The sequence below is a fragment of the Brevefilum fermentans genome (assembly GCF_900184705.1).
Classification (GTDB): domain Bacteria; phylum Chloroflexota; class Anaerolineae; order Anaerolineales; family Anaerolineaceae; genus Brevifilum; species Brevifilum fermentans.
This window is the reverse complement of sequence record NZ_LT859958.1, coordinates 1,343,701-1,366,880: the sequence shown is the minus strand read 5'-3', so window position 1 is coordinate 1,366,880 and position 23,180 is coordinate 1,343,701. Positions and strand designations below refer to the sequence as shown.

20 protein-coding genes and 1 tRNA gene are annotated in these 23,180 nt (G+C 46.6%); 14 read left to right on the top strand and 7 right to left on the bottom strand.

The annotated features are described in order from the left end of the window. Positions 1-9: 9 nt before the first annotated feature. From CFX1CAM_RS06025 to CFX1CAM_RS06015, 3 genes are read left to right on the top strand one after another with little or no spacing between them, the layout of a single operon-like run. Positions 10-1,029, top strand: a complete 1,020-nt coding sequence (locus CFX1CAM_RS06025) for a 4Fe-4S dicluster domain-containing protein (protein ID WP_087862155.1) — start codon at positions 10-12, stop codon at positions 1,027-1,029. After that, entirely contained in the window at positions 1,022-1,879 is an 858-nt protein-coding gene (locus CFX1CAM_RS06020) for an FAD/NAD(P)-binding protein (protein ID WP_087862154.1), read from the top strand. Before CFX1CAM_RS06025 ends, CFX1CAM_RS06020 begins: the two co-directional genes overlap by 8 nt. A gap of 14 nt (positions 1,880-1,893) precedes the next feature. Beyond that, positions 1,894-2,868, top strand: a complete 975-nt coding sequence (locus CFX1CAM_RS06015; RefSeq protein ID WP_087862153.1) for a 4Fe-4S binding protein — start codon at positions 1,894-1,896, stop codon at positions 2,866-2,868. A 202-nt stretch (positions 2,869-3,070) separates the two neighbouring features. Here the strand turns inward: CFX1CAM_RS06015 and CFX1CAM_RS06010 are convergent, their stop codons facing one another. The 7 genes from CFX1CAM_RS06010 to hisS form a co-directional block, all read right to left on the bottom strand. Further along, positions 3,071-4,357, bottom strand: coding sequence for a TolB family protein (locus CFX1CAM_RS06010; protein WP_087862152.1), 1,287 nt, complete (start codon positions 4,355-4,357; stop codon positions 3,071-3,073). Between the two features lie 231 nt (positions 4,358-4,588). Next, positions 4,589-5,629, bottom strand: coding sequence for a low-specificity L-threonine aldolase (gene ltaE, locus CFX1CAM_RS06005; RefSeq protein ID WP_087862151.1), 1,041 nt, complete (start codon positions 5,627-5,629; stop codon positions 4,589-4,591). After that, positions 5,629-6,564: an RluA family pseudouridine synthase gene (locus CFX1CAM_RS06000; RefSeq protein ID WP_087862150.1), complete on the bottom strand. Its 936-nt coding sequence runs from the start codon at positions 6,562-6,564 to the stop codon at positions 5,629-5,631. The genes ltaE and CFX1CAM_RS06000 overlap by 1 nt, the downstream gene beginning before the upstream one ends. A gap of 11 nt (positions 6,565-6,575) precedes the next feature. Further along, positions 6,576-7,106 carry a signal peptidase II gene (gene lspA / locus CFX1CAM_RS05995; RefSeq protein ID WP_157891755.1) on the bottom strand — a complete coding sequence of 177 codons (531 nt, stop codon included), beginning with the start codon at positions 7,104-7,106 and terminating at the stop codon, positions 6,576-6,578. 18 nt (positions 7,107-7,124) lie between these two features. Beyond that, positions 7,125-10,271 (bottom strand): isoleucine--tRNA ligase, encoded by a 3,147-nt coding sequence (gene ileS / locus CFX1CAM_RS05990; protein WP_087862148.1) that lies wholly within the window; start codon positions 10,269-10,271, stop codon positions 7,125-7,127. Between the two features lie 422 nt (positions 10,272-10,693). Then, positions 10,694-10,765: transfer RNA gene (locus tag CFX1CAM_RS05985), tRNA-His, on the bottom strand. Positions 10,766-10,792: 27 nt separating this feature from the next. Continuing rightward, complete coding sequence (gene hisS / locus CFX1CAM_RS05980; RefSeq protein WP_087862147.1) at positions 10,793-12,070, bottom strand: histidine--tRNA ligase; 1,278 nt, start codon at positions 12,068-12,070, stop codon at positions 10,793-10,795. Between the two features lie 141 nt (positions 12,071-12,211). Here hisS and CFX1CAM_RS05975 point away from each other — a divergent pair, with 141 nt between their 5' ends. The 11 genes from CFX1CAM_RS05975 to fdhF all read left to right on the top strand — a co-directional run bounded on the left by CFX1CAM_RS05975 (position 12,212) and on the right by fdhF (position 23,165). Then, positions 12,212-12,583 carry a DRTGG domain-containing protein gene (locus CFX1CAM_RS05975; protein ID WP_087862146.1) on the top strand — a complete coding sequence of 124 codons (372 nt, stop codon included), beginning with the start codon at positions 12,212-12,214 and terminating at the stop codon, positions 12,581-12,583. A gap of 13 nt (positions 12,584-12,596) precedes the next feature. Then, complete coding sequence (locus tag CFX1CAM_RS05970) at positions 12,597-13,568, top strand: CBS domain-containing protein (RefSeq protein WP_087862145.1); 972 nt, start codon at positions 12,597-12,599, stop codon at positions 13,566-13,568. A 30-nt stretch (positions 13,569-13,598) separates the two neighbouring features. Beyond that, positions 13,599-13,949 carry a DRTGG domain-containing protein gene (locus tag CFX1CAM_RS05965; protein WP_087862144.1) on the top strand — a complete coding sequence of 117 codons (351 nt, stop codon included), beginning with the start codon at positions 13,599-13,601 and terminating at the stop codon, positions 13,947-13,949. A 1-nt stretch (position 13,950) separates the two neighbouring features. Beyond that, positions 13,951-14,715, top strand: a complete 765-nt coding sequence (locus tag CFX1CAM_RS05960; RefSeq protein WP_087862143.1) for a PHP domain-containing protein — start codon at positions 13,951-13,953, stop codon at positions 14,713-14,715. 134 nt (positions 14,716-14,849) lie between these two features. Further along, entirely contained in the window at positions 14,850-15,368 is a 519-nt protein-coding gene (locus tag CFX1CAM_RS05955) for an NADH-quinone oxidoreductase subunit NuoE family protein (protein WP_087862142.1), read from the top strand. After that, complete coding sequence (locus tag CFX1CAM_RS05950; RefSeq protein ID WP_087862141.1) at positions 15,369-15,923, top strand: ATP-binding protein; 555 nt, start codon at positions 15,369-15,371, stop codon at positions 15,921-15,923. It abuts the gene before it with no gap. A 5-nt stretch (positions 15,924-15,928) separates the two neighbouring features. Beyond that, on the top strand, positions 15,929-16,297 hold the full coding sequence (locus CFX1CAM_RS05945) for a (2Fe-2S) ferredoxin domain-containing protein (protein ID WP_087862140.1): 369 nt from the start codon (positions 15,929-15,931) through the stop codon (positions 16,295-16,297). Between the two features lie 55 nt (positions 16,298-16,352). Further along, entirely contained in the window at positions 16,353-18,137 is a 1,785-nt protein-coding gene (locus CFX1CAM_RS05940; protein ID WP_087862139.1) for an NADH-quinone oxidoreductase subunit NuoF, read from the top strand. 24 nt (positions 18,138-18,161) lie between these two features. Beyond that, the gene (gene nuoE, locus CFX1CAM_RS05935; RefSeq protein ID WP_087862138.1) at positions 18,162-18,641 is read left to right on the top strand and encodes an NADH-quinone oxidoreductase subunit NuoE; all 480 of its coding nucleotides are present in this window, start codon (positions 18,162-18,164) and stop codon (positions 18,639-18,641) included. Positions 18,642-18,654: 13 nt separating this feature from the next. After that, on the top strand, positions 18,655-20,271 hold the full coding sequence (nuoF, locus tag CFX1CAM_RS05930) for an NADH-quinone oxidoreductase subunit NuoF (RefSeq protein WP_231940965.1): 1,617 nt from the start codon (positions 18,655-18,657) through the stop codon (positions 20,269-20,271). 134 nt (positions 20,272-20,405) lie between these two features. Next, positions 20,406-23,165 carry a formate dehydrogenase subunit alpha gene (fdhF, locus tag CFX1CAM_RS05925; RefSeq protein WP_087862136.1) on the top strand — a complete coding sequence of 920 codons (2,760 nt, stop codon included), beginning with the start codon at positions 20,406-20,408 and terminating at the stop codon, positions 23,163-23,165. Positions 23,166-23,180 lie beyond the last annotated feature (15 nt).

The window sequence follows — 23,180 nt, the reverse complement described above, 5'->3', positions numbered from 1 at the left end:
TAAACGATAATGTACATTCTTGAAAAGAAAAAGTTAAAGCAGGTATTATCCGCCTGGAAAAAGCACTTCGATGTTTACGTGCCTCAAAAAGTGGAAAGTTACAGCCAGTTCCTGCCATTTGATACAGCAGAACCCATAGAATTGGATAATCCACACAACACGCGTTTCCCTCCCAAAGCACATTTTTTACCGCAATCAGAGATAATGTTGAAATACAACAGCCGGCTCGGTCGCTTTGAAGACCTGCGATTAACCCCTGAGCCTCGGCTTCTGTTCGGAGTGCGCCCCTGTGACGCAAGCGCAGTAGCTTTGATGGATACAGTATTTCTGGCTGAAGAATACAATGACCCCTATTGGCAGGCCCGCCGAAAGGCAACAGTCATTGTCGGATTGGGGTGCAACACTCCTCCTCATACCTGTTTTTGCACAACCGTCGGTGGCAGTCCGTTCAACCAGACAGGTTTAGATGCGTTATTAACAGATTTGGGTGATTCCTTCTCTGTCCAGGTGTTAACAGAAAAAGCGCAGGAATTGTTTGACGATCTTCCCACAGCAACAGAAGAACAAATCAATCAAGTTAATCGCATACAGAAAAAAGCATATGAAAGCATGGCGCCCGCCTTCGAAACGAAAGGTTTAAAGCACAAACTGGACTTGATTTTTGAAAGCACTTACTGGGAGAGAATTTCAGAATCTTGTCTGGGTTGCGGTGTTTGTACTTTCCTTTGCCCCACCTGTTTTTGCTTTGACATTGTCGATGAGAGGCAAAGACAGGAACGTATCCGTAATTGGGACACCTGTATGTTTCGGATTTACTCCCAGGAAGCCTCTGGACATAACCCCAGACCGTCAAAGAAGGAGAGAACCCGCCAGCGTTTGATGCATAAATACAGTTATTGGCTTGATCACGTTGGCGAGATTGGCTGCACGGGCTGTGGACGCTGTATCCGCTATTGCCCGGTAGGCCTGGATATTCGAGCGATGTTGCGAGCAGCCAGCAAACAGGAAAGCGAGGTCGTCCATGCATGACAATGGACACAATCCCTATAAACCCATCCCAATGCATGTTGTTCGAGCATATTATGAATCAAATGATCGCTCCCTTAAAACCCTGGAATTAACTTTTGACCGGGAAAAAGATCAGGTTGAATTTTTTGACAAGTACAATCCCGGCCAATTCTGCCAATTATCAATTTTTGGCAAGGGCGAAGCACCCTTTGGCGTCGCGTCAGCAGCCTGGGAAGGTGATTTTGTGCGCTTTACAATCCAAAAATTGGGTACCTTTACACAATATGCCCACACCCTCCAGCCTGGCGACCCAATCGGTATGCGTGGTCCCCTGGGTAATGGCTTTCCTCTCGCTAATTGGAAAGGCAAAACCCTAGTGATTATCGGTGGCGGGTGTGCGTTTTCAACGTTATATGCTCTAACCAAACACGTCCATCACCCTCAAAACCGTCCGGATTTTGATCAACTGGTTGTGATTTACGGTGCCCGCAACTCCGGTTTGTGCATGTATAAACACGATATCCAGAGCTGGCATCAGCGGGATGATATGCAAATTCACCAGGCGATCGACGTCCCTGAAGAGGATTGGAGCCATCATGTCGGTTATGTCCCCGATGTCGTCAGAGAAGTTGCACCCTCACCGGAAAATGCTGTTGCTGTGGTGTGCGGTCCTCCGATCATGACGAAATTTACCCTGCCGGTTCTCGTTGAGCTTGGTTTTCCACCCGAAGATATATACACATCTTTAGAAAAGCGCATGAAATGCGGTATCGGGAAATGTGGCCGCTGTAATATCGGCTCGAAATATATTTGCATAGACGGCCCCGTTTTCAGCCTTAAAGAATTGCAGGAGCTTCCTAACGATATTTAAAATTGGAGTAAACCATGAGTTCTCGCGGAAACACAATTAAAACCCGGACAGAACATTTAATGACTTTAGAGCGTCCGATGGTCACCAGGCATTACCTGATGACCTGGGACCTAGATCGCTGTGTAGGCTGTCAGATGGGACCCACAGTGTGTCCCAAGGAAGCCCTGACCCATGTCCCTGGAGAGATTATCGACGGTCGAATGGCAGTCAAGCCTTCTGTGGATGTGGACCCGGACCTGTGCGTGATGTGCGGCATCTGTGTGGAGACCTGCACGGTGCATGCAATTTCAATCACAATTAACGATCAACCCGAAAACCCGGTATTGAAATACAACACCTTCCCAGAGATACGTGGGAACCTCACCTTTGATAGAGATGCCTTCGACTTTTCATTGAAAGACCTGGTCATCAACAACTGCCCAACCCACATCATCAGCTACGACGAAGACAAAGACACCATGGTCGTCAAATATGAGGATTGCATCCGCTGTCGGCAATGTGAAGTCGCAAGCAAGGGTGCCTTTCAAGTTACCCAGCGCTGGCAAGGCAGCGTGGAACTGCATCGCGATAGGTGCGTCGAAGGCTGCCTGGCCTGTGCAGATGTGTGTCCGACACGAGCATTGCATATTAACAGCGAGGGTGAGCTGGTGCTGGCAGATTATTTCTGCATCAAATGCGGCTCTTGTATGCATGCCTGCCCGATCAAACCGGAGTTTGTCGAAGAAGAGTTTACCTTTGAATCTTCGGGGGTGTCTGTAACTCGCACCTACCAGAAACTGGTCAATCCAGAAGCGTTGGCAATCAAAGTTGAACGCTGGCGAACCCAACCCACAGACACCAAAAGCGGTTCATGGATTGAAGCGCTTCGTAAACTAGCCGATGACAAAGCCGGCGCAGTTGAGATTGATCGAAAACGGGCTTTGCGGCGCAAAGATTTGATTGTCGCTTTGCGCGGGCATACACTCCCGGCTCATCCAAAAGAAGAATAATTAACCAGAGCAAGTTGACAAAGCCTAAATCAAAAACACAACTTAAGTTGTGTTTTTTGATTTATTCTCTGACCACAGCTCAATTTGCAGAACCAAATTTTTGATTATTAATTACCTAATCATTTTTGATTGCGAGGAATGAAGATCCTTTAATTAACCATAATAAAGTTGCTACTACATTAATGAACCGAGATTCAATAATTTATGGGAGCCTACCCCAGTCAATAAACCTGTAAGTATATGGTTTTACCTGAATAGGAATGGCTATCTTTGAACCTGAAATGATGTTGTAAATATATAGCTGTTTTATAGCACTTTCCTTTTTACTGAATAGGATTTGGGTTGAATCTGGTGACCAGGCAACTAAATCAGAAAATCCACATTCAACTCCTGTCAGGCGTGATCCATCCGGCTTTACTATCCAAACGCATCGATCTGTTTCAGTAAGTTCATGCTCAAAATGCACACTGGTGAATCCAATCCAGTTGTCATCCGGTGACCAGAGAGCATTTACAGGTTGCGCATTTGGTGCAGAAAACAAGGCGATGAAACCATGGTAATCTGTAGCAGCTTTATATAACGGGGTTTCAACATAATCATAGGTTTGCTCGTCCCAAAACACCATTGTTTGGCTATCTGAGGAAAAAGCAAAGTTTCCGGCTTCAACACTAGCAGGCGGTGCAATGACACTGAGGGAAGGCAAATGCCATATACTATAAGGGCTGCATTCAGAAAAACATCTACAATTATTAATACTGGCCCATTCACCGTTCGGAGAAATCGCGCCCATAACGCGCAATCCACCACCGATATTGGCAACCAGGCTGGAATGGCTTAGATTTTTAACGTCAAGTTTGACAATATCAAAATTTAGCAGATCCTGGTCCTCGAGGTTCTCAATCGCGAGGCATCCCATTGCGCCTCTTATCGCAAAAAGTTCTGCACCATTCCCTGTCCAGGAAAAAAAATCACCAAACGGGCTGAAATTGATGGTATCACCCGTTTCAAAATCCTCTATCCAGGATGCATTACCTAAGTTAAATGCCAGGTAACGACCATCGGGTGAGAAGCGTGCGCGAGGATATTGCGATCCATATTCCTGCCCGTCTAAAAAAGTAAAAATTGGGAGCGTTTTTCCGCTATCAACCCGATAAACCCACAATTTCCCGTCATGTATATAAGATATTTGCCCTGCATTTGGTAAACTGGTAGGACGTATTTCAGCATCCGTTGAAGCTACTACTGGTTCAGTTGGCTCAACTTCTACTTCAGTTGCTATAATAGTATCTACTACCGGTTCAGTTGGCTCAACTCCTATTTCAGTTGTTGCAACACGATCAACGATCAGTTCTTCAGTTTTTTCAAGAAGTGGTGATTCAACTGTTTCAATAGAGGGTTGTTTTTGAGTTAAACCAGGCATTGCACAGGCGATTGTCACACCCAAAGCGGTCAGTATGACTAAATATATTAATGTTGTTTCTTTCTTCATTTTTTCTCCTATCGCAGTTCAATGAATATGATTAAGTATAGGGAGTGTCAAATCTGAAATCAATAGTTTATTTACGTTTATATAATATTTTAATATTATATTATTGATCGAATTATCGCATTTCTTCAGAATTAAACAACGAATGATTAACTCTGCAAAAAAGCGAAAGTATTAGATTTTCACTGTTATACTATGCGAAGGTTTTCGTTTTTTATTTGGATTTAAACAGATTTATACAAATAAAGCTTTTTTGAAAGCCTTTATCACGACCGGTACGTGGTCATCCCTGATCCAATAATGGCACACCATGCGGAAATGTCGTGAGCCCGTGATGCCCACCAGAACACCTTCTTCCTTGAGCCTTGCGGCACATTCTTGGGCAGTCAACCCCTGGTTTTCCTCAATTTTTACGTAGACCATATTGGTATTCGGTGAACCTTTGTCCAACAACAAGCCAGGCACTTCACGCAACCCTGCTGCCAGGGCTTCCGCACGCTGATGGTCCTCACTCAGTCGATCAACCATTTCCTCCAATGCAATAATGCCGGCTGCCGCCAGAACACCCGCCTGCCGCATGCCACCTCCGAGTTGCTTTCGGACGCGATGCGCTTTTGCGATAAACTCCTGGCTGCCGCAAAGCACCGATCCAACCGGGGCACATAGCCCTTTACTGAGGCAGAATGTTACCGAATCAACCATATCGACCAGGTCCACAACAGGAACGTCCTGATCGATGGCAGCATTAAAAATCCTGGCGCCATCCAGATGGATTGCCAGCCCACCCTCCCGGGCAATTTGCGCAGCTTCCAGCATGTATGCCCGCGACAAAGACACGCCCCCGCAACGATTGTGAGTGTTTTCAAGGATCAATAATTTTGATATCGGGAAATGCGGATTGTCTTCACGAATAGCCTGTTTAATGTCACATTTCAGCAAAGTGCCGTCAGGTTGGTTAGGGATGGTAAATGGGTGAACGCCACCCAGGGCAGAGATTCCACCAGCTTCATAGATGTATGTGTGGGCAAAATTGCCCATGATGACCTCATCGCCGCGCCCGCAGTGAGCAAGTACCGCGGCCAGGTTTCCCATCGTGCCAGATGGGACGAACAGAGCAGCTTCCTTCCCCATTCGCGCTGCAGCTAATTCTTGCAAACGGTTGATGGTCGGATCTTCTCCATAAACGTCATCGCCTAATTCAGCAGAGGCCATTGCCGATCGCATTTTCTCGGTCGGCAAGGTTAGTGTATCTGAACGCAAGTCGATCCAACTCATCACAGCCGCTCCTCTTGTTCCTGTAATTCTAATAAAACAGATTGCAAAGCATCCGGCACTGGAGCTTCAAAATTCCGTAGATTGCGCTCTCCAGGCAATCTCAACTGCAGCGTTTTAGCATGTAAGAAAATCCGTCCTAATGAAATGCTCGGTCTCCGTCGACCATAGAGCGTATCACCCACAACGGGTACGCCCAGATAACTGAGATGAACTCGAATCTGGTGTGTGCGCCCAGTAATGGGATGAACCTCTAAAAGCGTATGGCGATTAAATTCCCGCAATAGGTGATATTCACTGACTGCGGGTTTCCCCTGACCTTGCACACCTACAACCATCCGCGTGCGTGTGCGGCTGTCACGTGCAATCGGTGCTTCAATGCGCCCGGTAGGTGTTGGTGGATGACCGTCGACCAGGGCCAGGTAAGATTTATAAACATCCTGGGATTTAAACTGTTTTACCAACCAGCGATAAGCTTTTTCCGTTTTGGCAAATACCATTACACCCGAGGTCTCTTTATCCAAACGATGCACGATCCCGGGTCGATCGACCGCCCCGACATCCCTGATCGGCGGAAAATGTGCCAGCAAAGCATTGACCAACGTGCCCGTATGATTGCCCGCACCGGGATGGACCACCATGCCTGATGGTTTGTTGACCACGATGATCTGGTCATTTTCAAAAATGATATCCAGGGGGAGTCGCTCTGGCACTAAACCAGAGTCCTGTTCAAGCATCAGCAGGATATCCAACTGGTCACCGGGTTTTGCCTTCAACCCCGCTTTTTCAACCGTCACGCCATCCAGGGTAACAAATCCAGCTTCGATTAATCGTTTTATCTTAGCCCGTGAAATATCTGGCAGGCATTCGGAAAGATATTTATCAATCCGCACCATGTCATCGGATTTGACTTCGAATTGATAACGAGTTGATTTCATGATAAGCCGTTTTAAACAGTCTCTGAATGGTCCTGCTGAGCGGTTTCTGAGGCTCGAAGTCTCGCTTTCTCTTTACGCTCATCATACCAAAGGGCAAACAGCAGCAGGGCGACCCCAACTGTAATACTGGCATCGGCAATATTAAATACCGGAAACGTACCAACGGCGATAAAATCTGTGACCGGGCCAAACCTGATCCGGTCGATCAAATTCCCAAGCGCGCCACCCATTTGCATGGCCAGAGCAACTCGCATAAGCACATGTTCATGGGGGATCCGTGAATAGAAGATGATGATAACCAGCGAAACAACTGCCGCCAGCAGCCCAAACACGACTCCACCACCCTGGAACAAACCAAAAGCTGCACCATAATTTTCCCAGTGTACGACCCGAATAAATGATTTTAAAAAGCCTGAAAAGGGAGACCAGCTTTCACCAAAATTAAGGTTTGAACGCACGATTGCTTTTAAAATCTGATCCAGTGCAATGATCAGGATGGCAATTGCAACCAGTAACCCGTGTGATTTGATAATTTTTTTCAATATCTTCTCCTGATGGTGTCAGGCCTTTTTTATTGAAATTCGTACCGATTCACCATCAAATTCGTCCTGTAGTAAGGGCAGGTCTTCAGGGGTCTCGCCAACGATCAGCGCAACAGCGAGTGTTTCCTCCATGATGTACTCGCGAAATGCCTGGATTGCGGTGTCCAGGACCTTCGTGGCCGTGTAATACAGGTGTATTCGGTCGGCGATATCAAACTCTGCGTCTTTCCGAAGGGATTGTACCCGTCGAACAAACTCTCGCACAAGGCCTTCGTGAACCAGGTCCTGTGTAAGATGGGTTACCAGGGCGGCCAGATATGCGCCTTCTGAGGCGACGGCGTAACCAGATTTCGCCTCTGCGCGAACCTCAACCTCCTCTGCCGTAATATGGACCGATTCGCCGTTCAAAGTGATGATCAAATCCTCGCCATCCAACAATTTCCTGGCAGTTTGATCAGCGGGAAGATCCATTAAGGCTTTGCGTACCTGGGGATATTGCGCCTTAAATCGCTGGCCCAATTGTTTGGGCAAGGGGTTAATGCTGAAGGTCACGGCTTCGCTGGCGCTGCCCAAAAGGCTAACGTTCTTAACATTCAGCTCGTCTTTAAGCAGGTCTGCGTAGTCTGCTACCACCGTTTGTTCATCCAGGTTTCCAACAACAAAGGCTGCTTCAGAAAGCGGTTGCCTGACTTTAAGGTTTTCAGCGTTGCGCGCAGCGTGTCCCAGGGAAGTCAGCTTCATCACCGTAGCCATTTCACGGTTCAATTTTTCATCAATTTTCTCGGGGTCAAATTTCGGCCAGTCTGCCAGGTGAACGGATTGAGGAGCGTCAGGGTCAACACTGAGGACCAGGTTGCGGTAAAGTGCATCAGCCAGGAAGGGCATGGTAGGAGCGATAAGAAAAGCCAGGGTTTTCAACGCCTCATACAGCGTTGCGTACGCTGCCGCTTTGTCTGAGTCGGATTCAGCTTTCCAGTAGCGCCGGCGTGAGCGTCGCAAATACCAGTTAGAGAGCTGGTCGACGAATTTTTCTATCGGTCGTGTAGCACCGAGCACGTTGTAATGCTCATAAGCTTCAGTTACATCCTTAATCAGTGTATGTAATGACGAAAGCAGCCAGCGGTCAAGATCGCTGTATTTTGGTGAGATTGCCTGGTCAGGGGACCACTGATCAAGGTTAGCGTAGGTAACAAAAAAGGAATACGTGTTCCACAGCGTTAACGTAAAGGTGCGCACAACCTCTCCCACGAGGTCCTGTGAAAAGCGGCGTTCCTGTCCGGGAGGACTGGCGGTATACAAATACCAGCGCAAGGCATCTGCGCCATGTTTGTTGATCACATCCCAGGGTTCAACCACATTTCCACGCGATTTTGACATTTTGCCGCCATCCTTGTCCATGACCAACCCAAGGCAGATCACATTATTGAAACAATGGCTGTCAAATGCCAGTGTGCTGATTGCATGCAAGGTGTAAAACCAGCCGCGAGTCTGATCTACAGCCTCGCAAATGAAGTCAGCCGGGAATTGTTCCTCGAATTTATCTTCGTTCTCAAAGGGATAATGCCATTGTGCCACAGGCATTGATCCCGAATCAAACCATACGTCGATCAGTTCAACAACCCGACTCATACGTCCATGACATTCCGGACATTCAAAATGTACCTGGTCGACATACGGGCGGTGCAAATCCAGGTCACCCAGATCACGACCGGCATATGCACTCATCTCTTCAATGGAGCCCACACAAACCTGGTGATGGCAGGAATCACATTCCCAAACCGGCAATGGTGTTCCCCAATAGCGCTCCCGCCCCAGTGCCCAATCGACATTATTATTCAACCAGTTGCCAAACCGACCGTGTTTAATATATTCAGGGTACCAGTTAACGTTCTCATTCAGAGCAACAAGACGGTCTTTCAGTGCACTGGTGCGGATGAACCAGGTTGGTCGCGCGTAGTACAGCAACGGGGTGTCGCAACGCCAGCAAAAGGGATAGGTATGGGTGTAGGTGTCCACAGCATACATCAATCCCCGTTTTTGAAGTTCTTCGATGATTAAGGCATCAGCATCTTTGACCCACATCCCCGCCCAAGGGCGAACATCACTGGTAAACCGTCCAGAATCATTGACCGTCATCAAAATCGGCAGGTCAAATTCAATCGACATCTGCATATCATCCACGCCAAATGCTGGAGCAATATGAACCAGGCCGGTACCATCTTCAATGGTCACAAAATCAGCCATAACCACATAATGGGCATTCTTTTCAACAGGCATAAAGGTGTAAAGCGGTTGGTAATGTTTCCCTTTAAGCGCTTTGCCTTTGAACGTTTTGACTACCTTGTAGTCAGTGTCACCCAAAACGGTCTCCAACAAGGGTTTGGCCAGGATCAAGAATTCTTGTTCCCTGCCTTCGCCCAGGGAGACTTTCACGTATTCAACATCTGGGTGAGCAGCGACCGCCACATTGCCCGGTAACGTCCATGGAGTGGTGGTCCACACCAGAAGAGACGTTCTTTCTTCATCAACAAGCGGCATGCGCACAAAAATCGAAGGGTCAGACACCTGTTCGTAGCCCTGTGCCACCTCGTGATCAGATAGCGGCGTTCCACAACGCGGACAGTAAGGCACGACTTTGAACCCCTGGTAAAGCAAACCTTTATCCCATATTCTTTTCAGCAACCACCACACCGATTCAATGTATTCATTTTTATAGGTGATATAAGCATCATTCATATCAACCCAAAACCCGATGCGGTCGGTCAGTTTTTCCCAGTCTCTGATGTAAGTGAATACCGACTCTTTGCAAAGTTGGTTAAATTTAGCAATCCCGTAATCTTCGATCTCTTGTTTGTTAGTAAATCCCAGGCTTTTTTCAACCTCGATTTCTACCGGCAGACCGTGAGTATCCCAACCGCCACGTCGGGTGATATGATAACCCTGCATGCACTTGTAGCGCGGGAACATGTCCTTAAATACGCGCGCCAGCACATGGTGAACACCTGGTTTGCCGTTTGCTGTGGGAGGACCCTCATAAAAGACGTATTTAGGCCCATCCCGGCGGATATCCATCGATAATTGAAAAATTCCTTTTTTCTGCCAGAAACGAAGTACTTCTGATTCCAGCAAATTAACATTCAATCGTGATGAAACAGGTTCAAACATCGGTCCTCCAAACATTACCTATTTAAAAATAAATCGTCCCAAATCAGGGACGAGCAGTGTACTCGCGGTACCACCCTGGTTCCCATAATCATATGGGCACCTCATCCGGTTTCATCAATTGTTGAGATAACCGCACTTTGATAACAGAGGGTGACTCTGGCGCACTTACTTTTCCGTACTGGAGGTTCAGATTGCGACTCCGGAAGGATTTTCAACGGTCATGACTTCCCGGCTCCCACCCACCCGGGATCGCTGTTAGCCAGCGGAACGTGTACTCGTTTCCATCAATGCCAGTTTTTCACATTTTCAATTCCTATATTATGCCACAAACGCATCCAAGGGTCAATTATTCTGTTAAGTGTGTTGTCTTTGTTAATCGGAAGTCATAAACAAAAAAGCCCGCTGATGGGCTTTTCATTCTGGGTGCCTGATGGGGGTCGAACCCACAACCTCCTCATCCACAGTGAGGCGCTCCACCATTGAGCTACAGGCACCATAGGGATGCCAATTATTCTATCACATCAGGAATGGCATGGCAAGAATTTTTCTATTTGCTCCAGCAGGATTTCGCGCGCAACCGTGACTTGTTCACGAGTTTTTAGGTTTTTTATCGCAACCATTCCAGCATTGATCTCATCCGGGCCAAGGATCACCGCTATGGGAATATCGCGTTTATCAGCAAATTTGAATTGCTTTCCGAGCTTGTCCGCATCGGGATAGACCACCACACGGTAACCTGCCTGCCTGATCTCTGTTGCCAGGCGCAATGATTCAGGGACAGTCTCGCTATCGAACACGGTGACCAGTATTTGGACCGTATCACCCAACCCATCAGGGATCACACCCGCATCGTGCAGTACCAGTTCAATCACCACGTCGCCCATTGCAAAACCCACACCAGGAAGGGGTTTACCACCCACATCAGCTACCAGGTTGTCATAGCGTCCACCGCCAAGAATTGCCCGGGATTGTCCGCCAATTTCGAAGGCTTCAAACACAGTCCCCGTGTAGTAATCCAGCCCCCTGACCAATTTAGGATCAAAGACAACGTAATCTTGCACCCCAAAGGTATTAATCAACTCAAAAAATTCAATCAGCTCCGGCGAATCATACCAGAGCGATTCATTTTCCAGTTGTTTTAAAAGTCCATCCACCTGATCATAAGACAAGCCAGTTTCAATTGCCTGGTTACTCCATGCCTGTTTGGATAATTTTTCTAACTTGTCCACGAGACGAAATACAGAAGAGCGCAACTCCCTATTGATCGACAATCTGGAAAACACCTGGTCCATCAAGCGACGATTATTCACCGTGATCCGTACCTGGTCGGCAGACAGACCAACTTCTTGCATGAACATTGCGGCGACAGCCACGATCTCTACATCTGCGGCAACCGATTCTGTGCCAATTAAATCAATATTCCATTGATAAAACTCTCGGGTACGTCCGCGCTGAGGTTGCTCATAACGCCAGAAAGGCCCTATTGACCACCACCGAAGTGGAAAGGTCAACTCATATTGTTGTTGAGCTACCATTCGGGCCAGTGTTGGCGTTAATTCAGGACGCAAGGTCAATAAATCATCGCCAGGGGTTGAAAAAACAAAGGCCTGCTCTTTGACCAGCTCTTCACCTGACTTTGCTGCATATAAGTCAATAAATTCCAGGCAGGGACCTTCATATTCCTGATAACCGAACAGGGTGGAAACCGTGCGTATTTTATCAAACATCCAGCGCCGCACAGTCATTTGCTCAGGATAAAAGTCCCGTGTGCCCTTCACACTACGAATAATCTCTGCCATGATCGCCTCAAGTTCAATTCAGTTGTTAATTAAACATTGTAATTCTACCGCGTCAAAAAATATTTAACCTTAAGTGGTGAAGCTTTCACAGTTATAAGATAGAATATATACAAGAACAATATCATTGGGTGAAAGGGAACTATGAAATTAAAAGAGATTATCTCACTGGTTGAAGGAAAACTTCTAACGGATCATTACGATCCGAATGAAAAAATTGATGGTGCGATGGGAGCGGATCTGATGAGTGATGTACTGGCATCAATCAGCCCGGGGGCTGCTCTGCTGACCGGCTTATGCAATCCTCAAGTCATCCGCACAGCGATAATTGCAGATATTCATGCCATCATATTTGTCCGGGGCAAACAGCCAAAAGAAGATACTATTGATCTCGCTAACGAAGAGAACATTTCGATCATTACCACAAACCTCGGATTGTTTGAGGCTTGTGGAATTCTATATAAAGCCGGCATGAAGAGTTTTGAAAAGCAATCACTCGAAGATTTAAATACATAAAAATTGAGGGATTATGGCGACTCAAAAACAGAAAATTACCGATTTGTATGCAAGTGACATCACCAGGGCTGAAGAACTGGCGTATGAACTGCGCATTCACGAGGTGATGACGAAAGACCCCATTTGTCTTGACCCTGAAATGAAAATGGAGACTGTTTTATCCATCTTTCAAGAAAACAGGTTCTCTGGCGCACCGGTTACATTAGAAGGCGAATTGATCGGAATCCTCAGTTTGGAAGATCTTATTCGATCATTAAGAAATAATGACCTTAACGGATCAGTCCGAGAATACATGACCACATCACCAATTACTGTAAACGCAAATGATCCGGTGATTGAAGCCTTAAAGACCTTTGCACGAACCAAGTTTGGTCGACTTCCTGTGTTGGATGCCGAAGGACATTTAGTGGGGATCATCACCAAAGGAGACATTTCCAATGGGCTTCTTACTGCACTTCAACGTGACTACCACGAAGAAGAGATCATTCGATATCGAGCCAGCCACTTGTTTGAAGATATTGTTTCCGGTCGCACCAGCCTGATCCTGCGTTATGATATCCGGAAGGGCGACTTCGTGCATGGAGGCAATGCCTCCAGCAAGATCAAACGCGCACTCCTGCGCCTGGGCGCATCACCCCAGCTTGCCCGTCGTTGTGGCATCGCGGTTTACGAAGCTGAAATGAACCTGATCATCCACACAAACCATGGTGGGTCGCTTCGAGTTGAAATCGAACCCTACAAGATCACCATGGAAGCTTACGATGATGGCCCCGGAATTGTTGATATTGAAAAGGCTATGCAAACAGGTTATTCAACAGCTCCACATGAAATCCGAGAAATGGGGTTTGGCGCTGGAATGGGCCTGGTAAATATCAATCGTTGTGTTGATGAAATGCGATTAATTTCCTCAAGAGAACGCGGCACAAATCTTTACATGATCATGTATTTGAATGAAAATAACGAAACAAAGGCAAAAGAGGAATAACCTGTTCACAACCAAAAGAGGAGAGACAATATGCAATTAAATGAGATTATACAAAAATTAGATTTGAAAGTCCTCACTGAACCGGTTGATTTTTCAGCCGTGCCAGTTGGCAGCGGTTATTGCTCGGACTTACTCAGTTGTGTAATGACCGGTGCTGAACCAGATGGTTTGTGGATCACACTCATGGCTCATGGCAACATTGTAGCAGTAGCTGCTCTTTTAGACCTGGCAGCCATCATCGTCACCGAAGATGCACAGCCAGATGATGACACAATCGAAAAAGCCAACGAAAAAGAGGTGACCATCCTCGCCACAAAAGCATCTAATTTTGAGGTGGTCGGACGCCTTTGGGAACTTGGTTTACGAGGGTCTCAGGCTTAATGTGCCAGACAAAATTCAGTTAAAAATATTCCGATCTGAGCTGCACATCCATACCGTGCTGTCACCGTGTGCGGGCATCGAAATGATTCCCCCATTAATCGTGAGTGCAGCCCGGGAACGTGGACTTAATCTGATCGCCATTACAGATCACAACGCCAGCGACAACATCAGCGCTGTCATGGAAGCAGCCCAGGGTACAGGACTGACTGTCCTGCCTGGAATAGAGATACAAACCCAGGAGGATGTTCACGTCCTCTGCTTATTTGATGAACTGGACCAATTGCTGGACTTGCAATCTTTGGTAGACAAAAACCTCCCCCGTTTAGAAAATAACATCGAGTTTTTTGGTGAGCAATTTGTCGTCGATGCGACAGGTGAATTTTTACGCCGCAAAAAACAACTTTTAATTACAGCTACGAACCTCAGCTTTGATAGAGTTTTTTATGCCGTCGATGATTTAGGAGGGTTATTTATTCCGGCACACGTCAACCGCCAGGTATTTGGACTTTTTTATCATTTAGGTTTTGTTCCGCCTGACCTGCCTATAGTAGCCCTTGAAATTTCCCGCCACATCACTGTTGATCAAGCTTGGGAAAAGCATCCCCAGACCAGAAATTATCCGCTCATCCAAAGTGGGGATGTTCACTACCTGGATGATTTTTTGGGTGTTAACCAATTTTTGATCGCCAATCCAACGATCGCGGAGATGAAAATGGCTCTTAAAAATGAAAGTGGGCGGCATTTTTGTTTATGTTCACCCTTTTGATGATTTTCCCCCTTAAATATGACATTTGTGTATTGACCAGAATTGAAAGTCGGATTAGACTGATCTCTGGTTAAATTTTCAACCGATATCAACGCGCGTATGCGATTTGTGACTTATTTGGAGAATAAATATCGATGCCGAAAACAATTAACAAGATACCCGCAGGTGACCCTCTCAACATACCTGAACAAAAAGAGATTATCGACCGGATCCTTCAAGAAAATGAAGGCGCTGTTGGAGCAACCATGGTGGTGCTGAACGAGTTACAGTCAGAAATTGGCTTCATCTCACAGGCGATGCAAGCTTATGTCGCAGAAAAACTCGGTGAACCAATCAGCCGCATTCATGGAGTTGTCTCTTTTTATTCGTTTTTCACCACCACGCCACGCGGCAAACACACCGTTAAATTCTGCGTTGGAACGGCATGCTATGTAAGCGGCATCAACCAGATTATTGACAAGGCAAAGCAGATCCTGAACATTGAACCCGGTGAAACCACTGAAGACGGTTTGATTACCTTAGAGCTCTGTCGTTGTGTTGGCGCTTGCAGCCAGGCACCAGTTGTCGTTGTTGATGACAACATTCACGGACGAGTGCAACCAAACAGATTCCCTAGAATCCTTCAAGATATTATTAAAAGTGAGACGGAATAATTGAGAGAGCTTTGCCTGCATATACTGGATATCGCGGCAAACAGTGTCACCGCAGGTGCTGATAGAATCAGCATTTTGATCGATGAGAATCTGATCGAAGATACGCTTACAATTAAAATCATTGATAATGGCAAAGGGATGTCCGAAGAAACGGTAAAGAGTATCACTGATCCTTTTACGACAAGCCGCACTGAAAGAGCGGTTGGACTTGGCATCCCTCTCTTGAAATATGCAGCTGAATCATGTGACGGATGGTTTTCAATCAAATCTGAATTAGGGAAAGGCACCCATATTAGTGTTGTGTTTAAGCACAGTCATATTGATAGAATGCCATTAGGAAACATTGTCGATACATTATTAACGCTCCTTCTTGGCACACCGGAAATTAACTGGGTATTCACAGTGAAAAGGAATGGGAGAGAATTCAATTTTGATGATCATGAAGTTAAAAAAGAACTGGATGGTGTATCGATCACAGAACCAGAAGTGATCCGTTTCATCCGATCTTTTATTACTGAAAGTATTATGGAAGTTCTAAACGAAAAAGGAGATTAGAAACTATGCCAGTTATTAAATCACTTGACGATTTGAAACGTATTAGAGAAGAAGCTTTAAAAAAGCAGGAATTAAAATCACAATCCGGCAAAACAGAAATCATCGTTGGGATGGGAACAGTTGGTATTGCTGCAGGCGCCAGAGAAACCCTCAAAGCCATCCTTGACTACGTAGACCACCACAACCTGGAAGACATTATCATCCGCCAAACCGGTAATATTGGCATTGATTCTTATGAACCCGTTGTCCAGGTAATTCTTCCTGGTGAAGAAAAAGTGACTTATGGTTTGGTCTCGCCTGAAATAGCGAAAATCATCATGGAAGAACATGTTGTCAAAGGCAACATTTGTTCCGATTACACAGTGAAAAGTTAAAAAACAATAGATGCTTTTTCACTTGACTATAGATTGACAAATTAAAAGGAAAACTATGGCTTTTTACAGATCGACTGTGCTTGTTTCCGTTGACCCGGTATGCGTCGAGAAAGGTGCATACGAATTAATCACCAGCTTGCAAGATGAATTAATTAAGCAGGGCTTGGTTGACGAAGTTCAAATCCTTGAAACTGCTCGTATAGGGGATCCTCAGCTCTTTGGGCCGGATTTGATGATATATCCCGAAGGGACCCATTATACCAACCTGACATATTATGATATCCCCCGCCTGGTAGAAGAACATTTCATCAAAGGCCGCATTTTAAAACAATATGAAGCTGTGATGACAGATTCTATTGATGAAGAACTGAGCGCACCCAAGACAAAAGAAATCAGGGTTGTTCTTCGCAACATTGGCGTCATCGATCCTCGTAATATTGAAGACTATTTTGCATATGATGGTTATTTGGCGCTTGGCAAAGTCCTCAGTGAGATGTCCCCTGATGATGTCATCCAGGAAATACTGGATGCAAAACTACGTGGACGGGGTGGCGCAGGCTTTCCAACCGGTTTAAAATGGCGATTTGCAAAACAAGCTGAAGGCGATATCAAGTATATCGTCTGTAACGCAGACGAGGGAGACCCTGGCGCTTTCATGAATCGTCGCGTTTTAGAAGGTGATCCTCATTCGGTAATTGAGGGCATGATCATTGCCGCCTACGCAGTAGGTGCCAGGCAGGGTTATATCTACTGTCGAGCAGAGTACCCCATCGCCGTCAGTACCGTGAACCTGGCTATTAAACAAGCTCGTTCTTTCGGACTGCTGGGCAAGAATATTATGGGAACTGATTTCAGCTTCGATTTGGAAGTTCGGGTGGGAGCAGGTGCCTTTGTCTGTGGAGAGGAAACCGCATTATTAGCATCAATTGAAGGCAAGCGTGGGGAACCGCGTGCCAGGCCGCCTTTCCCGGCAGTTAAAGGATTGTGGGGTAAGCCGACTAACATCAACAATGTTGAAACCTACGCGAACGTCCCGCAGATTATTTTAAAAGGCGCGGATTGGTTCTCGAGCATGGGTACTGAAAAAAGCAAAGGAACGAAAACTTTTGCTTTAGCTGGTGATGTAAAACACACGGGTTTAATTGAAGTCCCCTTTGGTATTTCATTAAGAGATATTGTTTATGAAGTCGGTGGTGGTATCAAAGGAGATAAGAAATTCAAAGCGATTCAAACTGGTGGCCCAATGGGTGGATGTTTGCCTGAAAGTCTCCTTGATTTACCGGTCGACTATGAGACCCTTGGTCAGGCTGGCTCAATTATGGGGTCGGGCGGCATGATTGTCATGGATGAAGATACTTGCATGGTGGACATCGCGCGTTTCTTCATGGAATTCACCCAGGATGAATCATGTGGTAAGTGCGTCCCATGTCGGGTCGGAACGCATCGCTTGCTTGAAATTCTCGAAGGCATTTGTGATGGTCGTGGAACCGAAGACGATCTTGTTGAATTGCAGGAGCTCAGCGAACAAATTCGTCAAAACAGCCTTTGTGGTCTTGGGCAAGGTGCGCCAAATCCTGTCGTCTCCACATTAACTCACTTTATGGATGAGTATAAAGCACACATTTACGAAAAACGATGTCCTGCAAAAGTGTGCCGGTCGTTGATCACATTTGAAATTTTAGACGGACCATGCACAGGATGTACAGTGTGTGCACGCAACTGCCCGGTTACTGCCATCTCTGGGGAGCGCAAAGAAACCCACGTCATTGACCAGGATATCTGTATCAAATGCGGAATTTGCTACCAGGTATGCCAGTTTGATGCCATTCGCATCACATAATTCAACCTACAAGAGGAGAAAGATATGACATCTGATCAAAACAAAGATGTACAGAACTTAGACGATATCCGAGAAGTTGTTGAAAATATTGGTTCAACACGCGCAGATCTCATCCCTGTACTGCAAGCTATCACAAACAAATTTGGGTATATTTCACAATCTGCAATTAAGGAATTGTCTGGTTTGATGGGCCTGCCCACAAAAGAGATTTTTTCTGTCGCCACTTTTTATCGGATGCTTTCAACCCAGCCACGCGGAAAACACGTCATCCAGTTCTGTGAAAGTGCTCCCTGCCACGTTGTGGGCGGAAGAGAGGTCTTTTTAGCCCTGCAAGAGGCACTGAATCTGGAGCCCGGTCAAACGAGCCCTGACAACAAATGGACCTTGCTGACGACAAGCTGCCTGGGCGTATGTGGTGTTGGGCCCGTCATCTTGATTGATACAGACATGTATGGGAACGTCACACCTGAACAGGTGAAGATTATTCTCAGCCGGTATGATTAGGAGAAGTTAAATTATGAGTGTGCGATCAATGATTCTTGTTTCCAATGATCCCGAAAGCCGAATGCGTGGATCGGAAAAAATATTTTCGGAATTTCAACAACAATTGTCCCAATATAACCTTGCCGATGAAGTTTCTCTCACTTTGGCAACGGATCTTGGGTCAAGCTATGCCTCCCCCCTGGTCATCATTTACCCCGAGGCTGTAATTTACGGTCCTGTAACACCGGCAGATGTACCACACATCGTCGAAGAGCATCTCTACAAGGGTCGCATTGTCGATGAAAAGCGTGCCCCGGCACATGAGCTGTCCGGTAAAGTTGCCTGGCTGTCTGCTCGAAAAGGAACTTTGCCCGCGGAAAACCGGGTTGTTTTGAAAAATGTTGGATTAATCGACCCGGAAGACATCGAAGATTACATCGCAAACGATGGGTACCAGGCGCTTGGCATGGCTCTTGAAATGTCTCCGGATGAGGTCATAGATTTGATTAAAGCCTCCGGATTGCAAGGCCGCGGCGGCGCAGGATTCCCTGCAGGCTTAAAATGGGGATTTGTAAGAAGTACAAATAGCGACAAAAAATATGTGATTTGCAATGCGGACGAAAGCGAACCGGGCACCTTCAAAGACCGTGTTGTTCTTGAGGGAGATCCTCATGCGATCCTTGAAGCGATGTTGATCTCCGCCTATGCTGTTGGTGCTGATGAGGGTTATATCTACATCCGCGGTGAATATCAACTGGCAATTGAACGCATGGAAACTGCAATCAAACAAGCCGAACAATATGGTTTTCTGGGAGAGAATATTTTTGGTTCAGGTTTGAACTTTAAGGTACACGTTCATGCAGGTGCAGGTGCCTATATTTGCGGTGAAGAAACCGCACTCATTGAATCAATTGAGGGTAGGCGAGGGGAACCTCGTAACAGGCCACCCTACCCCACAACCTATGGCTTGTGGGGCAAACCCACTCTAATCAATAATGTGGAAACCTTTGCCAACATCCCGCCGATTATTAGAAATGGCGCTGATTGGTATCGCAGCCTGGGAACACCCTCAAGCCCTGGAACAAAAGTATACACAATCCTGGGTAATGTCAATGTTACCGGGCTGATTGAAGTTCCTATGGGGATCACCCTGCGCGAGGTTATCTCAATTTACGCAAAAGGCATGAAAACCGGCACCTTTAAAATGGCTCAAACGGGTGGATCAAGTGGCTCGATCATTCCGGCCAGCCTCCAGGATGCACCGATGGATTTTGAATCCTTCAAAAAAGCAGGCGTTTCTCTTGGTTCCGGTGCTTTATTGATTTGCAACGACGAGGTCTGCATTGTGGATCTTGCCAAGGTTCTGATCAATTTCTTCAAAGTCGAAAGCTGTGGAAAGTGTACACCCTGCCGAATTGGCACAAAAAGAGCTTACGATTTATTGGATGGCATTGCAAAGGGCAAAGGTACCCTAGAGGACCTGGACGAACTGCAGCAATTGAGTCAAGAGTTGACCGATCTTTCAAATTGTGGCCTGGGTCAAACTGCGGGTACACCAATCAAAGACATGCTGACTTATTTCCGTGCCGAGGTAGAAGCACATATTCGCCTGGGTGTCTGTCCTGTCGGGGTTTGCCCGATGCAGGCTTGATGCCTCATTATTTTGTTGGTATAACTTATGGCTTGGCTTGACTGATAAATAAATAATCGAATTTGAGAAAACAATCAATCGGTTCAAGATCGGACTTTTATTGGTATCTTCAGTAACAACTGGAAGGAATTAATATGACAAAATTAACCATAAACGGCATCGAAATAGAAGCTGAAAGCACATGGACAATTTTAGAGGCAGCGGAACACGCAAATATCACCATCCCAACGCTGTGCTACCACAAGGACCTTTCGCCGACGGGTGCCTGCAGAATGTGCCTGGTTAGTGTTAAAGGGGCAAAAGGCCTGGTGACATCATGTACGACGCCTGTCTCTGAAGGTATGGAAGTTGAAACAGAAAATGAGACATTAACCTCATCACGCCAATCTGTGCTGAAACTTCTCCTCAGCGTTTACCACGACACCGGCTATAAACCCGATGAAACGGATAATGAATTATTCAAGTGGGCACGGCATTATGGGCTGGACCCTTACGCCCATATGTCTTCAAAAGCCCGCTTTGAAGTTGACTCTGATCCAAATCCCTTCATTTTTGTCGACATGAACAAATGCATCTTGTGCACAAGATGTGTCAGGGCATGTGCGGAAATCCAGGGCCGTTTCGTTTGGGGTGTTTCAGAAAGAGGTTTTGATGCCCATATTGTTGCCGGATTTGATGAAGATTTGCTCGATGCCCGTTGTGAATCTTGTGGCGCCTGCGTCGCTTATTGTCCCACCGGAGCGCTCTCGCTAAAGCCAACGATCCATGTTGGACCTGCAGAAAAATTGGTCACAACAACCTGCAATTATTGTGGCGTTGGCTGTCAATTTGACCTGAATGTCATCGACGATCGCGTCGTTCGGGTGACCTCAAACCCTGCAGCGCCAGCCAACGGAATGCATCTGTGCGTCAAAGGGCGTTTCGGTTTCTCGTATGTGCACCATGATGATCGATTGACCAAACCCTTGGTCCGCGAATATCTCCTTAAGGGTGAAGCGCGTCCATCGAAAGCCGATCGAGGCCCTTGGGTTGAAACCTCGTGGGATACTGCTCTCGATATCGTTGCAGAGAAATTAGCTACCGCACGAGACACCTATGGGCCGGACAGTGTTGGCGTGCTTTCATCGGCAAAGTGCACCAATGAAGAGAACTACTTAATGAACAAGTTCGGCCGCCAGGTGATTGGCACGAACAACGTCGATCACTGCGCCCGATTGTGCCATTCAAGCACCGTTGCGGGTCTTGCCACGGCCCTAGGGTCGGGTGCGATGACCAATTCGATGGCAGATGTCTATGCGAGTGCAAACTCAATCCTGGTGATTGGTTCAAATACAACCGAACAACATCCAGTCTTTGGCGCGAAGATGCGCCAGGCGGTGCTAAATCGTAATGTTCATTTGATTGTAGCAGACCCGCGTCGGATTGAGCTTTGTGATTTTGCTGTAATGCACATTCAACAAAAACCAGGCACCGATATCGCCCTCATCAATGGCTTGGTGAATATCATTCTTGAAAAAGGCTACGAGGATAGAATCTTCATTGATGAGCGAACTGAGAACTTTGATGTCTATGCTGAAAATATAAAGCTATATCCGCCCAATGTCGTCTCAGAGATAACGGGGGTTCCGGTTGCACAACTCTACCGTGCTGTTGAAATCATGGTAAAAAATGCACCATTAGCCGTATTTTGGGCAATGGGTATCACCCAACATACCGTTGGCGTTCATAATGTATTTGCTCTTGCGGGACTCCAAATGGTGTTGGGTAATTTTGGAATCCCTGGTGGTGGTGTCAACCCCTTGCGTGGGCAGAATAATGTCCAGGGCGCTTGTGATATGGGCTGTTTAGTGAATGTATACCCGGGTTACCAGGCTGTAACCGCTGAAGCAGCACAGCAGAAGTTTGAGAGCGCTTGGGGTACGTCCCTTTCTAATAAAGTGGGTAGAACAGTCACAGAGCTCATCCCAGATGTCCTTGAAGGCAAAACAAAAGCTCTGTACATACTGGGTGAAAATCCTGCCATGACTGACCCCGACTCTAACCATGTTCGCCACTGCCTGGAGGAATTAGACTTCTTGGCTCTACAGGATATTTTCCCCACCGAAACTTCTGCGTATGCAGACGTGCTGCTTCCCGGCGTTACCTTTGCTGAAAAAACAGGCACCTACACGAATACTGAACGTAAGGTTCAAATGGTGCGGCAGGCGATATCTGAACGCGGAGAAGCCAGGCAGGATTGGGATATCACTGCGGAAATCGCAAAAAGAATCATTGCCCGGGGAGGACGTGAGATCAATGATGCTCCTTATTCCTCGTGGGATTATGCTGACTCCGGTGAAATTATGGCTGAAGTAGCGGCACTTACCCCCAGCTATGGCGGCATCTCACATCAGCGTTTGAATAATGGAGAGGTTCTTTGCTGGCCTTGTCCGGACCCAACCCATCCAGGAACACCCATCTTGCATATCGGGAAATTTACACGCGGTAGAGGCAATTTAATTCCTGCCATCCATGTTGATCCTGCAGAACTTCCTGACGATGATTATCCAATGATGCTGACCACCGGTCGTGTGATTTACCATTGGCATAGCGGTGAACAAACTCGTCGAGTGAAAGAACTGCTTGAGGTCTACGGCGAAGCACTGATTGAAATTTCACCGGAAGATGCCAGTGTTATTGGGTTAAATGAAGAAATCAATAAAGTCAAAGTAACCTCTCGCCGGGGCGAGATCATCGCCACTGCTTGGGTTACGAACCGTGTGCCAGAAGGATTGATCTACGGGAATTTCCACTTCCCCGATGCTAACATCAACTATTTGACCAAAGCAGCCTTAGATCCTATTGCGAAAATCCCTGAATATAAAGTCGCTGCGGTAAAAATTGAAGCTGTATAAAAGTCTTCTTGGAAG

Excerpts from the sequence above, each read along its gene's own strand:
- CFX1CAM_RS06025 (WP_087862155.1), top strand. The coding sequence starts at position 10 with ATGTACATTCTTGAAAAGAAAAAGTTAAAGCAGGTATTATCCGCCTGG.
- CFX1CAM_RS06020 (WP_087862154.1), top strand. The coding sequence starts at position 1,022 with ATGCATGACAATGGACACAATCCCTATAAACCCATCCCAATGCATGTT.
- CFX1CAM_RS06015 (WP_087862153.1), top strand. The coding sequence starts at position 1,894 with ATGAGTTCTCGCGGAAACACAATTAAAACCCGGACAGAACATTTAATG.
- CFX1CAM_RS06010 (WP_087862152.1), bottom strand. The coding sequence starts at position 4,357 with ATGAAGAAAGAAACAACATTAATATATTTAGTCATACTGACCGCTTTG.
- ltaE (WP_087862151.1), bottom strand. The coding sequence starts at position 5,629 with ATGAGTTGGATCGACTTGCGTTCAGATACACTAACCTTGCCGACCGAG.
- CFX1CAM_RS06000 (WP_087862150.1), bottom strand. The coding sequence starts at position 6,564 with ATGAAATCAACTCGTTATCAATTCGAAGTCAAATCCGATGACATGGTG.
- ileS (WP_087862148.1), bottom strand. The coding sequence starts at position 10,271 with ATGTTTGAACCTGTTTCATCACGATTGAATGTTAATTTGCTGGAATCA.
- hisS (WP_087862147.1), bottom strand. The coding sequence starts at position 12,070 with ATGGCAGAGATTATTCGTAGTGTGAAGGGCACACGGGACTTTTATCCT.
- CFX1CAM_RS05975 (WP_087862146.1), top strand. The coding sequence starts at position 12,212 with ATGAAATTAAAAGAGATTATCTCACTGGTTGAAGGAAAACTTCTAACG.
- CFX1CAM_RS05970 (WP_087862145.1), top strand. The coding sequence starts at position 12,597 with ATGGCGACTCAAAAACAGAAAATTACCGATTTGTATGCAAGTGACATC.
- CFX1CAM_RS05965 (WP_087862144.1), top strand. The coding sequence starts at position 13,599 with ATGCAATTAAATGAGATTATACAAAAATTAGATTTGAAAGTCCTCACT.
- CFX1CAM_RS05955 (WP_087862142.1), top strand. The coding sequence starts at position 14,850 with ATGCCGAAAACAATTAACAAGATACCCGCAGGTGACCCTCTCAACATA.
- CFX1CAM_RS05945 (WP_087862140.1), top strand. The coding sequence starts at position 15,929 with ATGCCAGTTATTAAATCACTTGACGATTTGAAACGTATTAGAGAAGAA.
- CFX1CAM_RS05940 (WP_087862139.1), top strand. The coding sequence starts at position 16,353 with ATGGCTTTTTACAGATCGACTGTGCTTGTTTCCGTTGACCCGGTATGC.
- nuoE (WP_087862138.1), top strand. The coding sequence starts at position 18,162 with ATGACATCTGATCAAAACAAAGATGTACAGAACTTAGACGATATCCGA.
- nuoF (WP_231940965.1), top strand. The coding sequence starts at position 18,655 with ATGAGTGTGCGATCAATGATTCTTGTTTCCAATGATCCCGAAAGCCGA.
- fdhF (WP_087862136.1), top strand. The coding sequence starts at position 20,406 with ATGACAAAATTAACCATAAACGGCATCGAAATAGAAGCTGAAAGCACA.